This is a genomic window from Tessaracoccus yangjingae, assembly GCF_055326235.1.
In genome coordinates, this window is sequence record NZ_JBUZNN010000007.1 from 135,124 (window position 1) to 148,123 (window position 13,000).

The window sequence follows — 13,000 nt, forward strand, 5'->3', positions numbered from 1 at the left end:
ACCGGCCGACTACCAGCCCGGGTGCAGCGACCGCGCCACGGCCGCGCCCCCAGCGAGGCTCACCTTGATTCTCGCCCCTGAAGCGCCACAATTGTGGTCATGACAGCCGAATCCCTGCGTGAGGTCCGCGACCATTTCAGTGAGGTCGTGGACCGCGTCGAGCACCATCACGAGCGCGTCACCGTCACGCGCAATGGTCGTCCCGTCGCGGTGTTGATCAGCCCTGCTGACCTTGCCGAGTTGGAGGAGACGCTCGACGTTCTGTCGGATCCCGACGCGCTGGCCGACATCCGGGAGGCGGACGCTGCGTATGCCTCTGGCGACGTCGTGCGGGGGAGTGACGCGATCCGGAGCCTTCGCCGGTGAGCCCTGAGGGGGGCTACGAGCTGGTCCTCACCCCGCCCGCTGTCCGCGCGGTCCAGACAGAACTGCCAGAGGCGGTTGCTGCCGCGGTGATCGAGTTCATGACCGGACCGTTGGTCGAGAACCCGCGGCGGGTCGGAAAGATGCTCCGCCGCGAGTTGCAGGGAATCTGGTCTGCCCGGCGGGGCACCTACCGGGTGCTGTACCGGATCAATGATCGCGTCAACGAAGTCGTGGTGGTGCGCATCGACCACCGGCGAGACGTCTACCGCTGAGCCCCGTTCGGCCGGGGAGAGTCAGCTGTGGGGGTCCTCACCGTCGACGCCTCCACTGCGCGTCCATCACCACGTAGGGTCCAGGTTCTGCCCCCTCGACGCCGTCGGGGATGACGTTGTTCATCACCATGCGGAGGTTGTCGCCGTCGCCTGAGAGGTCGATGGTCCACCCCCAGCCGCTGTACTCCATCGCAAGGTTGACCCCGCCGTCGATGATCGACCCGGTCAGAACGCCGAGATGCGGCTTTTGGTGCCAGGCGTCGATCCACGCGGCATTGATTGCGCCGTCGTCGTCAGGGGAGCCGACGAGGAGCGTGGCCGCCTGCGCGCCATCGGTGGGGTGGGTCCACTGGTAACGCAGCGACCAGCCGAAGCCTTCGGCCTCGGCGGAAGACGTGGCGGAGGAGGGGCCTGAGGCGAACTCGTCGGTGGGCATCATGCGAAAGGCGCAGACACCGTCCCAGTGGCCGACGTGGTTGGCGAGGGGATGCATGACCCGAGTCTGGCATGTCGACCCGGCGCCGCCTACCCCCGCGAGGAGGACGTTTCTCCCCATCGGTTGGCCCCGATACCGGCAAGTCCGAGGAAGACACCTCACCGCCAGGCGGCCAACCTCACAGCGCGGAAACGCGCCCGCAGTGGCACCCTCTGGTCCACCTCTTGAGCGTGACGCCTCGCACTGGCGCCCCGCCACCGCGGCATCCAAGGCCGCTGGCGGGTTGGCCGGCGGATCTAGTGCCGACTACGACACCAGATCTGCCGCCTAACGCGGAGCCAGGGCGGCCCTGCCGCCTGCGGCACGCCAGCCGGTGTCGCGGTCAACTCCCCGCGCCGTCTCGTCTCATCAGGGTGAGCACAGGCAGGAGGACGCTGCGGGCCGCCTGCGTCAGCGACACGCGGTCGTACAGGCGCAGCGTCTCGCGAAGGAGTTGCTCCTCGGACGACGGTGGGTTGGCGGCGGAGATCCGTCGCATGAGCTCGAGCAGCTCCCGGGGCGGCACCTCGTCGAGCACGCGGGGCCCGAGCTCACGGAGCCGGAACTCCTCCTGCCCGGGGAGACGGTAGGTGCGGGTGTGGACACTGGACGTGCCCAGCGGATTGTCAGCCACCAGATCGCCCCGCCTCACGGCACGGGTGACCGCAGAGTCGAGGATCTGGGCGATCGCCTTCCCGACGCGTGAACCGCCCGATGCCCGCACATACGCCGTGCGGAGACGGTTCCCGCGCACCGGGCCCTCCACCGCGACGATCCGCAGAAGCCCCTCCAGAATCTCCTCGGCGGTGCCTTCACCCACCGGGCTAGCCGACCCGTCGAACGCTCGGTAGGGGTCCAGCGTCAAGGGGCGGAGGAAGATCGTGTCCACCGCTCCGTTCACCTGCGACATCGGGTCCCACTCCACTCCCAAGGCTGCTCGACGCGCCGGGGCGCGTGAGCCGCGATCCGTGCGCCCCAGCGCCAGGTGCAGGGTGGCGCCCAGTTCGGGGTACGCGGGTGGGGCCTCCGGGCCTGGGAGCACGGGCGTGACGACGCCGGGCTCGGCTGACGCCACCACGTTCTCCTCCCCGTCCGCCACCGGGTCGGTCTCCTCGGAGGCAAGCCCGGCGTCGGGGTCGTCGTCTGTCGGCTCGTCGACGATCTCCGTCGGCAGCTCGAGCTCGAACTCCTGCGCCGCGTCCTCCCCCTCGATCTCGACGCCGGCATCGATCCAGTCGGAGGGGTGGATGTCCATCTTGTCGAGCAGCGTCCAAAGCGGGGCCAGCGCGGCGGCCGGGTCGACGTAGAAGCTCGACTCCCGCACCCGGAAGAACCGCCAGCCGCATCGCTCGAGCTCCCGCTGCCGGGCGAGGTCACGCTCGTAGGCGTCGGGCCCGTGCCAGGTGTCGCCGTCGCACTCCACGGCCAGCCGCGCGCGGGCCCCCACCACCACGAGGTCCAGCCGGTACCCGAGCGCCTCCATCTGGGGAACCACCGTGTACCCGCGGTCCGCGATCCGGTTGTGGATCCGCTGCTCGAAGAGGGAGTCGAACGGCTCCACGCGCTCGTCCTCCGGCACCACCGACGAGGTCAGCTCGGTCCCCGACGCGCCGCGGCCAGCCACCCCGTAGGCGTAGTCGAGCAGCTGGAAGCGCAGATCCTCGCCGTTGGGCAGTTCGTTGAGCGCGATCGAGTGGAAGAGCCGCACCTGATCCTTCGCGCGGCTCACCGCGACGTTGAACCGCTGCACGTACATCTCCCGGGTCAGCGCGCCCAGCCGGCGCCCCGGCTCGGCGGCCGACACCATGGACAGGAACACCACGTCGCGCTCCGAGCCCTGGAAGTCCGGTGCGGTTCCCACCCGGAGGCTCCGCCGCGCCCACTCCTCGGCGGGGATCTCAGCCAGCAGCAGCGACTCGATGTACTTGGCCTGCCGCTCCCCGACGAGCGAGATGACGGCCAGGCTCGCGCTCTCGTAGGCCGGGTCGTCGAGGCAGGCCTTGAGGTCGTCGACGAGGGCGCGCGCCTCGGCGCGGTTGATCTTGCCCGTCGTGCCCTCCTCGACGCCGTCGGGCACATGCCGGACGACGAACGGGGCCAGCCGGTCCGACCCGAACTGCCGCACCGGGATGAGCCGGATGCCGTTGGGTTCGTAGGCGATGCGGTTGGAGAAGCCGATGATCTCGGGCACGCAGCGCCGGTGCTCCACGAGGGTGAGCTGGCCGCCGTAGCGCATGGCGGCCTCGTCGAACAGGGAGCGCTGCGGGTCCTGCCAGGTGTCCTTGTAGCGGTCGTCTTGCAGGTACTGCGCGGCCAGGTCCCTGAGCTGCTGCTGGTCGACGCCCACCGCGGCGGGGGAGACCTGCTTGTCGTCGCCGATGACGACGATCTTCGGGGCCAGGTACTGCAGGAACGTGGCCTCCAGGCCGGCCTGCGACGCCTCGTCGACCACGACGACGTCGAACATGTTCTCCTGCATGTGGAACTGCTCCGCAACCCGGTACAGCGGCATGATCCAGACCGGGACGGCCGGCCTGCAGCGTTCCATCGCGCGGCGGATCTCCGCCCGCTGCTGCGCGGCGTACTTGCCGGTGCCCTTGCCGAGGCGGCTGACCTGTTGTGAATAGCTGCGTAGATCGGCGCGGCGGCCCGGCGTGAGGCGTTCGCTGCCGACGGCGTGGCCCCAGGCGCGTTCGGCGGCGATGTTCTCGGCCACGGCGCGGAGCTTCTGGTCCGCCACCGAGATCTGCGCCTGGATGCTGTTGGCGTCCACCTGGTCCTGTGCCAGCACCCACGCCCCGACGGCGCCCCAGGCGACGGCCGCCTCGAGGTACTCCAGCCTGGCGTCCCAGGCATCATCGTCCGGGCTTGTCAGGACCGCCTCGGCGAGAGCAGGAGTGGCGGCGCGGGCGCGGTCAGTGAGGGTGTCGCGGCGGGCGATCGCCTCCGCGACCTGCTCGAGCCGCACCAGCCGTGCCAGGGCGCGGGCGTAGCCCTCGTGGTCTCTTGCCTCGACCGCGTTGCTCAGGCGGTGGACCGGCTCGGCGGCGTCGGACCAACCCGCGACCGTGGAGATCTCTTCCCCCAGGGCGTTCAGCGGCTCGCGGGCGGCCGCGACCGCGTCCGCCGCCTCGATGGCGTCGATGGAGCGGGCGAGGCGCTCGACGGCGGCCGCGTCCCCCCACGCCGGCGGCACGATCCCGCGCGACCGGAGGAAGTCCTCCTCGGCGCGGATGCGCTCACCGAGCTCCACCACACGCACGAGGTAGCTCAGCTGGCTCCGGTGCCACTCCACACGTTCACGCGGGGTGTCCTCGTCCGGGACGTCCACCGATGCCGGCCAGGCCCGGTCCACCTCGTCCAGCAGGCCCGACGCGTCGCGGTGCGCCATGAGGACGGTGAGCGCCGCGACCGTGGTGGGCGGCAGTCCGTCGACCCTGGCCTGGTCCAGGAGTTCGCGGCACTCCTTGACCACCCCGGGGGCGAAGGCCCCGATCTTCACCGTCCCGTCGGCGCGGGACTTGAGGGCGCCGCCCGTGCGGAGGTGGCGCTCCAGGGCGGTGGCCATGGCGCGCATGCGGTCCATGTCTCCGGGGAGCTCGACGCGGACGCCGGCGGGCAGCCGCTCGAGGACGCCGTCGACCTGCGCGATCCCGGCCTCCAGCGCCGAGGCGCGGGCCGCCCACACGTCGCCGGTACCGCCGCGCACGGCCGCCAGCGCATCGTCGATCCACTGGAGCGGCAGCCGCGACAGATCCCCCGCCGTGGTGACGTATTCGGTGAGGCGCGTCCTGAGCGCGAGCCGCTGCTCGACGCTGAGCGTCCGCAGCGCTGCCCTGCTCCCGTGCTGGGGGCCGTCGACCAGGGAGGCGGCCGCCGCCTTCGCCTCGGACTCCGAGCGCACCTGGGCGGCGAAGGCCTCGGCCTCTGGGACGGCGCGGCTGGGGAGCCGGCGACGGCTGCTCTCCACCGCGTCCTCGTCCAGCGAGCGGTCCCGGAGGAGGGCCAGCCATTCGAGGGCCTCGTCGTCGGACAGTGGGGGCGTGGACTGGGGGGTGAAGGCCACGAGTTCCGAGGCCCACTGGTACTGCGCCGCCTCGGACTGGTAGCGCTGCGCGATGGCGGCGAGCGTGCCGGAATAGGGTCCGTGGCTGAGCTCGGCCACCTCGTGCGAGCGGGCGCTGACGAGGTCGCGGCTGAGTGCCCGCCGCCGCTTGTCCAGCTGCGCCGCCTGCTCGGAGAGCTGCTGGATCTTGAGGGTGGCGGCGTGCTCGTCGTGATCGCCGGCCCGTCGGGAGATGTGGTCGACGGCGGTGCGGAGGTCGGCGAGGTCGTCGCGGCTAGCCCCGATGACGGACACGGCCAGCGGCTTGATCTGCGCGGGCAGCTTGGTGCGGACCTCGCGGAGCGCGCGGTCCGTGTGGGCGGTGACAAGCACGCGCTGCCCCTGGGCCAGCAGGTGCGTCAGCAAGGCCGCGGCGGTGTGCGTCTTGCCCGTCCCGGGAGGGCCCTGGACGAGGGTCTGAGCGTGGCGGTCCACCCGCTCAAGGATTCGCCGCTGCACGTCGTTGAGGGGGAGGGGCGCCACCACCTCGTCGTCGAAGGTGAGGATGGCGCCGGGCGTGGAGACCTCTGTGACCGGGGGGAGGCGGTCCGGGTCGATCAGCGGCAGAAGGCCGGCCGGGACCTCGCCGGCGGCGGCGATCTGGGCGGCGATCTCCTGGAACGCCTGCACCAGGCCGGTGCGGTTGCGGGGGCGGAGCACCAGCGCCGGGGCCCACGCCACCGTCGGGTAGGGATGGAGGTCAGGAAGTGTCGCGGCGTGGTCCCAGCGACCCTGGGCGTGCAGCTGGAGGGCCACGGTCCGGCCCAGCTGCTCGACGTCCGTCGAGTCGAGGGGGTTGCCCGAGAAGTCGTGGCCTCGGGTCTCGAGCTGTCCGACGAGCGACTGATCGGGGATGAGGCTGGGGTCGAGCATGTCCAGCTCGACGTGCATGCCCACCGATCCTTCGTCGAGGAAGAAGTCGAGGCGCCCGTTCGACTCCTCCAGCTTCGGGATGACCGGGACGGTAAACAGGTGCCGCCGCATCCGCTCATGCCCCTCGGGGGCCCAGGCGAGGAGCCCGACGCCGAGGAGGAGTTCAAGCTCCTCGCTCTTCTGGGTGGTCTGCACGTAGAGCTTGAACAGCTCGGCGTAGGAGTCGCGGACGGGCTGCTCGCGGAGGAACACCTCCGCCCACTGATCCCACCTTGCGGCCCATGTATGGAACGCGGTCTCGACGGCGGGGTGGTCCTCCGAGCGCTCGCGCGCCCCGTCGGGGGAGGCGCGCCACTCGGCGAGCCGGGGACGCTCGGCGGCGTTCAGGATGTCGCCGGTGATCCATCCGGACAGCGATGCCGGGACCCGGGGCGGGTCCGCGGGGACGAGCCTGTCGATGCTGATGAGGGGGCCCTGGTCCCAGGCCTGCCCCGGCTCGGTGACCCAGCGGACGGCATCGGCGTCGGGGAGATCGCCGAGCCAGTGCACGGAGCCGTCGCGGCGGTAGGCGTCGATGTCGCTGACGGGGCCTGTCGGAGCTGCTGCGCCTTCGCGAGGAAAGTGAAGAGCCGCACGGCCTTGTCGACGTAGCGGGAGGAATCAGGCAAGGGTTGTGACCTCATCGGTGGGATCTGCGGGAGGCTCCATCGTGTGGTGGGCGCTCTCGTCGGGACCTTGGCGAGCTTAGCGCTTGGCTCTGACAGCGGGTTGCTCCGAGCGGGGTGGGTGAACCAACCCGCAGCGAGCGCCCACCTGGGCCCCGGTGACCATCCGCCTGCGGAGGCGTGGACCCGGCTACGGGCGGACGTCGTCGTGGAGTCGCACGCTTGAGAACTCGATGGTCGCGTCCGCGCACTTCCAGTAGTGCAGGCGTCGCGCGCTGGGCGTGTTGCTCTGCAGCGACACACGCCAGCACGTCTCGCCCCCGCTGCGCGTCACCGGCGGGTCGTCGCCGCCCCTGCCGCTGCGCAACTGGTGGAGTTCGCGCGAGGCCAGTTCCGCGTCGCGCCCGGTGAGCACCTGCGCCATCACCTCCACCACCTTCGCCCGCGACACTCCCTGCACGGTGTTCAGCGTCTCGAAGAACCCTGCCCCGTACCGCCACGGTGCCAGCGGGTAGCGGTCCTTCTCCCCGGCGGGGACGGTGTAGGCCCAGAGTTGCCTGATCTCGAAGTCCAGCTGCTCGGCCTCCGTGGTGAACAGCACGTCGTCGACGACCGACGGCCGCGCCCGCGACTTCTTCCTCCGAACCTCCTCACGCAGCTGCTGCCGCAACTCCTTGGTCTCCTCCCTCAGTGCGCCCAGCGCCGCCCTCGCACGGCGAAGCTCCTCCACCAGCTGCCGCTGCTCTCTCAGCAACCCGTCCACGACGTCCGGCGTCACCTCCGGCGGTGGCACGGCCGCCGGCTCCTCGACAGCCGCACCCTCGGCCTCCACAGCCACCTCCTCCAAGGAGACGGAGGGCTCGGTGATCTGCTCCGAGACCAGCCATGGCGGGCCGCCGTCGAGGATGCTGGGGGCGGGCACGGCCGCCTCTGGGGCGGCTGCGTCGAGCAACGACAGGAGCCACTCGCCGGTGGCCTCATCCCGTTCCACGATCCACACCGGCACCACGTCGCCCTCGGTGAGCAGCAGCCGGAGATCGTGGTCGTCGTCGACGAGGAGGTCGGAGGGGATGACGCTCGCGAGTCCGGGGAACAGTTCGACGGTGCAACCGTCGGGCCCAACTGCCGCGACCCTGGTCAGCACCGTGTCGCCCGGGGCGTACCCGGCGACGGCGTCCTCGGCGCGCAGTCGCATCCCCCGGACGTCCAGGCGCCGACTCTCCGCATCGAGCTCCCCCCGGACCGTCATGCCCTTGCGGAGGAGCCGACCCGCCTCCACGCCTGGCTCCACGAGTTCCGGCCAGATCGTGCACGGCATGCCGGCCCCGGCGTCCACCAGCGCGCGCCCGCCCGCGACCCCCGAGACGGTGCCCTCGACGTTGACCGCGGTCTCGCCGGTGGCGTCGGCAACGAACCCGCCCGCAGACGACATGCTCATGGCGTCGGATACCAGCTCGCGGGTGATGCGGACGCGGTCCGTGCGTCCGTAGGCGAACCGCAGCGGCGACTCGTAGGGGTCCGTCTCCCAACCGGACCCGATGGGGTACACCCGGGATGCGCCGCCGTACACCTGGCACATCGGCGGGACGGCTTCGCTGAACGCCCAGCTCGCCTCGGCCGTCTCGATCTCGACGACGTCGGCGATCCCGTGCAACGTGGTGTGGAGGTTGTCGACGTCCGCGTACGCCTCGGGGGCGCCTGTTGCACGCGACACCACCACCACCGGCCGCTGCCGCGCCGGGTTGCGGAGGAAGGCGCCGAGGGCGTGAGCATCGTCGCGGGTGCGGACGGCCGGCGGCACCGTGGTCGCGGACGGGCGGGGGGTCGACGGAGTGGTGGAGGGTCTCCGGTTGCCGGTATCCACAGGAGGCTGCGGGGCGAGCGCCCGCTGGAGCGCGCCGAGGAGGCGGCTCTTGAGGTCCTTGATCTCGCCGGCGTCGCGGGCCAGGAACAGCGGCACCGTGTGGGGGTCGGTCTCCCAGCCCGTGCCCGGAGGGTAGACGCGGCACGCGCCGCCGAACACCGAGGATTCCTTGCCGACCTGATCGGACAGCGCGTACGTCACCTGATCATGGGTGAGCGTGACCACGTCCGCGCGCCCGTCGGCGGTGAAGTCCGTGGGCGTGACGTAGGTGTCGTGGCGGCCGCGCGCCACCGTCAGCACGACCACCGGCCGGGTCCGTGCCTCTGAGCGGAGATAGGCGACGAGCCGGTGCACGTCGAACGCGTCCGTGATCACCTGCGGCCCCGTACCGGGAAGTTGTAGCCCCATCGTTGCCCCCATCGACGTCGGTGGGTTCGATCATCGCGCACCGGGGTGACACTCGTCGGCTGCGCACGAAACGCCGGGGGAGCCGGCGGTCAGCGCTGCAGGCGCCGCTGATGGGCGAGTCAGGCGGCGTGCCGACGCCGGAGCTGCTCGAGCCGCCGCGGCGAGAACGGGCCTGAAACCGCTCGTCGCCCCGCTAGGTGGCAGTTCTGGCGGCGTAGTCGCGCCCAGATCCGCCGCGCAGCCGCTGAGTCAGGGGCCGAGCCGGTGCGGCGGCGAGGTGGCGTCTCGTGCGTGGCGCGACGGGGTGAACCGGGGCTCGGGCGTAGCCTGCGGGCATGGCCGGGCGAGTGACGACGATGAGGGTGCGCGCGGCGCGACGACGGAAGCGTCGGCTGAGCGCCAAGGTCCAGGACCTCACGTCGACGCAGTGGGGTGAGCTCTGCGACGCCTGGGCCGGGTGCGCCTACTGCGGCGCCGTCGACGTGGCCCTGCAGAAGGACTGCGTCCTGCCCATCTCGCGCGGCGGCCGCTACACAGTCGACAACGTCGTGCCCGCCTGCCGCGCGTGCAATGCGAGCAAGTGCAACAGCGAAGTCTCGGGCTGGATGCGGAGGAAGAAGCTCGACGAGGAGTCGTTCCTGATCCGCCAGTGGGAGATCGTCGCGGTCCTCGCAGGTGCCTCGTCGATTGAGCCCACCGGTGGCGTCGAGGTCCGGGAAACGTAAGCTGACAAGGAGAGTCTCTTAGGCTTTGAGGCTCGTCGCTTCGCTCCTCGCGCCTCAGCCAGCGGGTGGGTGCCCCGGCATCCCGCACACGTAGGCCGCCTGGGCGAGGTGCTGGGCGGCGTCGTCGATGATGCTCACCAACCGCACCCCGCGGGTGACTGGAGGATCCCAGCGACGATCGACCACGTCGTCGAGGTCCGCATCCTCCAACCCTCCGATGTAGCCCTTCAGCGCCTCCACGGCGGCGCTCACGTAGGCCACCAGCGGCGCGGCATCCGCGACCACGATCGCCCGCGCCTGCTCGGGGGTGTGGCCGTATCCCACCTTGTCAGCGACGGCCCCCAGGGTGAGGCGGCCGCGGAATCCCTGCGCGGTCCACACCTCCTTCTCCCCGGACAGGTGGGCGAGCTGCACGTCGATCTCGCGCCCGGTGTGCCAGAGCAGCCAGGCCACGGAGTTGTCGTGCCCGGCGGGGTGCCGGTTGAGCACTTCCGCCGTGAGGTGCGGGCGGAGGTTCTCCAGCGCGTCGAGGGGGCGCGAGGCGGCGTCGAGGAGGATGTCGATGGCGTCCATGGTGTCCAGTGTCGCGGAGGGGTGGGGGTCGGGTGGCACGAATGTCCGGCTCGGGGCGCCCTCGTCGCCCTCTGTGTGCGTGGGGGTGGGGTGCGACGGCGTGTCGTGCTCGATCTGGGGGCGGGGGTCGGGTGGCACGAATGTCCGGCTTCGGGGGCCCCCGTCGCCCTCTGTGCGTGTGGGGGTGGGGTGCGACGGCGTGTCATGCTCGATCTGGGCGCGGGGGTCGGATGGCACGAATGTCCGGCTCGGGGCGCCCTCGCCGCCCTCTGTGGGCGTGGGGGTGGGGTGCGACGGCGTGTCGTGCCACCTCAGGGGGGTTGGCCGGGTGGGGCTACTCTTCCCTCAGACGTCGAGGAGGGGGCACGATGACCGTGAACGGGACGCGGCACCTGGCGGACAGTGTGCCGTCCCTGGTGGATGTCGCGCTGGACTACATCCGCACGGGTATCGCCAGCGGCGACTTCCCGCCCGGCCACCGGCTCAAGGAGCGAGATCTCTCCGAGGAGACGGGCATCTCCCGCATCCCCATCCGCGAGGCCATCCGGGCGCTCGCGTCCGAAGGCTTCGTCACCCTCGTCCCGCGCCGGGGCGCGGTGGTCACCGAGATGCAGCCGGAGATCCTCGACGAGATCTTCGAGGTCCGCGAGGCCCTCGAGGTGCAGGAGTGCTCACTGGCGGCGAGCCGCGCCTCCCAGGCCGAGATCGAGCGGATGCGCGAGAGCGTCGAGGCCGCCGAGCTGGCCGCCCGCGCCGGCGACGCCGAGGCCGTCAACTCCGCCAACGCCCGCTTCCACGAGATCCTCGTCGAGGCCTCCCATAACGACACCCTCGCCGGGGTTCTCCGGCCGCTGAAGAACCGCCTCAACTGGATCCTGCGCCAGAACGACGACGTCACCATCGTCTGCCAGGAGCACCGCGACATCCTCGAAGCCATCGCGTCAGGCGACGTGGACCGGGCCCGCGCCGTCGCCACCAGCCACGTGGCCACCAGCAAGCAGTTGGCGCTGGCGGTCCTGTTCCCGGACCGCCAGGCCGCCGCGAACGCCTGAGCCCCGGGCCCGCTACGGGACGACGACGGTTCCGGCCTGCCCGGCCACCGCGTCGGTGATCTTCTCCAGCCGCGTGATGATGCCGCGACCCCCCGTCGCCTCCACGAACGAGCACACCGCGTCCACCTTCGGGCCCATCGAGCCGGGCGGGAACTGCCCGTCGGCGAGGTGCTTCCGCCTGGTGGCCACGTCGATCTCGCCGATGGGGCGGGCATGGTCGGTGCCCCAGTCGAGCCAGGCGTTGTCGACGTTGGTGGCCAGCACGAGCGTGTCGGCTGAGATCTGATCGGCGAGCAGCACCGAGTTGAGGTCCTTGTCGATGACGGCCTCCACCCCGGCGAAGTGGCCGGGTGACTTCTCGACGACGGGGATGCCCCCGCCGCCGCCGCCCACCACCAGGAAGCCGGCGTCGAGCAGCGCCGAGATGGCGGGCGCCTCGATGATCCGCAGCGGACGCGGGCTCGGCACAACGCGCCGCCAGCCGATGTCGCCGTGGTCCACCCACGTCTGGCCGAGCTTGATCAGCCGCTCGGCCGTCTCGCCGTCGACGTGGCGGCCGATGGGCTTGGTGGGGTTGCTGAACGCGGGGTCCGACGGGTCCACGACCGTCCGCGACACCACCACCGTGGGCGCGATCTCCAACCCCTGCTCCTGCAGCGCGCCGCTCAGCGCGTTGAGCAGGATGAAGCCGATCGAGCCCTGGGTGTTGGCCACGCACCAGTCGAGTGGGACGGGGGAGAGGAAGTACGCCGCGATGTCGTTCTTCGCGAGGATGTTGCCCACCTGGGGGCCGTTGCCGTGGGACAGCAGCAGCTGATGCCCCTGGGCGACGAGCTGGGCGACCTGGGCGGACGCGGCCTCGACGGCGGCGATCTGGTGGTCGACTCTGACGGATTCATTGACCCCGGTGAGGGCGTTGCCGCCAAGGGCTAGTACGATGCGCATATCTCTGGTATACCATATGCCAACCTACAGTTTGTAGTAACTCTTCAATCCCGCGAGAGAGAACAACGATGAGGACTCCCCCCCAGCGATCCGACGAGTGGCCCACCCTCGCCTCCACCGCGACCCTCGAGCAGATCGACGCAACCCTCGCCTCGGGCGCGGACGTCGACGCCACCGACACCGTCGGACGCACGGCGATCCTGATCGCGGCAAAGGCCGGGCGCCTCGACGCCGTCCGCCACCTCATCGCGGCCGGCGCGGACATCGACCGCCAGGACCAGATCTGCCTCAACCCCTTCCTGTGGGGCTGCATCTCCGGCAACGCGGAGCTCGTGCGCACCATGGTCGAGGCCGGCGCGGACCTCGAGCGCACCACCCGCTTCTACGGCAAGGGCATCCACCCCGCGTCCGAGAAGGGGCACCTCGAGGTGGTCCGCTACCTCACCGAGCAGACCGACATCAACCTCAACCACACCAACCTCTGCGGCTGGACCGCCCTCCTCGAGGCGATCCTCCTGCGCGACGGCGGCCCGGTGCAGCAGGAGATCGTCCAGCTCCTCGTCGACAACGGCGCGGACCCGACGATGGTCGACGAGCTGGGCGTCACGCCGCTGGCGCACGCCGAGCGCCTCGGGTTCACCGGGATCGCCGACATCCTCCGCGCGGCGCTCGCCTGA

At 71.2% G+C, this 13,000-nt stretch carries 10 protein-coding genes; 5 read left to right on the plus strand and 5 right to left on the minus strand.

The window, feature by feature from the left end; all coding sequences use genetic code 11:
• Positions 1-99 precede the first annotated feature (99 nt).
• Entirely contained in the window at positions 100-366 is a 267-nt protein-coding gene (locus tag ACZK5D_RS11565) for a type II toxin-antitoxin system Phd/YefM family antitoxin (RefSeq protein ID WP_458995642.1), read from the plus strand.
• A complete protein-coding gene (locus ACZK5D_RS11570) occupies positions 363-638 on the plus strand; it encodes a type II toxin-antitoxin system RelE family toxin (protein ID WP_463665373.1) in 276 nt (91 codons plus the stop codon). The genes ACZK5D_RS11565 and ACZK5D_RS11570 overlap by 4 nt, the downstream gene beginning before the upstream one ends.
• 37 nt (positions 639-675) lie before the next feature.
• Here the strand turns inward: ACZK5D_RS11570 and ACZK5D_RS11575 are convergent, their stop codons facing one another.
• The 3 genes from ACZK5D_RS11575 to ACZK5D_RS11585 form a co-directional block, all read right to left on the minus strand.
• Positions 676-1,131: a hypothetical protein gene (locus tag ACZK5D_RS11575; RefSeq protein ID WP_463665374.1), complete on the minus strand. Its 456-nt coding sequence runs from the start codon at positions 1,129-1,131 to the stop codon at positions 676-678.
• A 325-nt stretch (positions 1,132-1,456) separates the two neighbouring features.
• On the minus strand, positions 1,457-6,640 hold the full coding sequence (locus tag ACZK5D_RS11580; protein ID WP_463665375.1) for a PDDEXK-like endonuclease domain-containing protein: 5,184 nt from the start codon (positions 6,638-6,640) through the stop codon (positions 1,457-1,459).
• Positions 6,641-6,946: 306 nt separating this feature from the next.
• Positions 6,947-8,995, minus strand: a complete 2,049-nt coding sequence (locus tag ACZK5D_RS11585) for a hypothetical protein (protein ID WP_463665376.1) — start codon at positions 8,993-8,995, stop codon at positions 6,947-6,949.
• A 368-nt stretch (positions 8,996-9,363) separates the two neighbouring features.
• Between ACZK5D_RS11585 and ACZK5D_RS11590 the strand changes: the two genes are divergently transcribed.
• Entirely contained in the window at positions 9,364-9,753 is a 390-nt protein-coding gene (locus ACZK5D_RS11590; protein WP_463665377.1) for an HNH endonuclease, read from the plus strand.
• A 54-nt stretch (positions 9,754-9,807) separates the two neighbouring features.
• Here ACZK5D_RS11590 and ACZK5D_RS11595 read toward each other — a convergent pair whose 3' ends face one another.
• A complete protein-coding gene (locus ACZK5D_RS11595) occupies positions 9,808-10,464 on the minus strand; it encodes a mycothiol transferase (protein WP_463665378.1) in 657 nt (218 codons plus the stop codon).
• Between the two features lie 230 nt (positions 10,465-10,694).
• Here ACZK5D_RS11595 and ACZK5D_RS11600 point away from each other — a divergent pair, with 230 nt between their 5' ends.
• Positions 10,695-11,378: a GntR family transcriptional regulator gene (locus ACZK5D_RS11600; RefSeq protein ID WP_463665379.1), complete on the plus strand. Its 684-nt coding sequence runs from the start codon at positions 10,695-10,697 to the stop codon at positions 11,376-11,378.
• A gap of 12 nt (positions 11,379-11,390) precedes the next feature.
• On the opposite strand, the gene ACZK5D_RS11605 is transcribed toward ACZK5D_RS11600, so the two are convergent.
• Positions 11,391-12,323 (minus strand): carbamate kinase, encoded by a 933-nt coding sequence (locus tag ACZK5D_RS11605; protein WP_463665380.1) that lies wholly within the window; start codon positions 12,321-12,323, stop codon positions 11,391-11,393.
• A gap of 68 nt (positions 12,324-12,391) precedes the next feature.
• On the opposite strand from ACZK5D_RS11605, the gene ACZK5D_RS11610 reads away from it, so the two are divergent.
• Positions 12,392-13,000, plus strand: a complete 609-nt coding sequence (locus tag ACZK5D_RS11610) for an ankyrin repeat domain-containing protein (RefSeq protein WP_463665381.1) — start codon at positions 12,392-12,394, stop codon at positions 12,998-13,000.

Excerpts from the sequence above, each read along its gene's own strand:
- ACZK5D_RS11565 (WP_458995642.1), top strand. The coding sequence starts at position 100 with ATGACAGCCGAATCCCTGCGTGAGGTCCGCGACCATTTCAGTGAGGTC.
- ACZK5D_RS11575 (WP_463665374.1), bottom strand. The coding sequence starts at position 1,131 with ATGCATCCCCTCGCCAACCACGTCGGCCACTGGGACGGTGTCTGCGCC.
- ACZK5D_RS11590 (WP_463665377.1), top strand. The coding sequence starts at position 9,364 with ATGGCCGGGCGAGTGACGACGATGAGGGTGCGCGCGGCGCGACGACGG.
- ACZK5D_RS11600 (WP_463665379.1), top strand. The coding sequence starts at position 10,695 with ATGACCGTGAACGGGACGCGGCACCTGGCGGACAGTGTGCCGTCCCTG.
- ACZK5D_RS11605 (WP_463665380.1), bottom strand. The coding sequence starts at position 12,323 with ATGCGCATCGTACTAGCCCTTGGCGGCAACGCCCTCACCGGGGTCAAT.
- ACZK5D_RS11610 (WP_463665381.1), top strand. The coding sequence starts at position 12,392 with ATGAGGACTCCCCCCCAGCGATCCGACGAGTGGCCCACCCTCGCCTCC.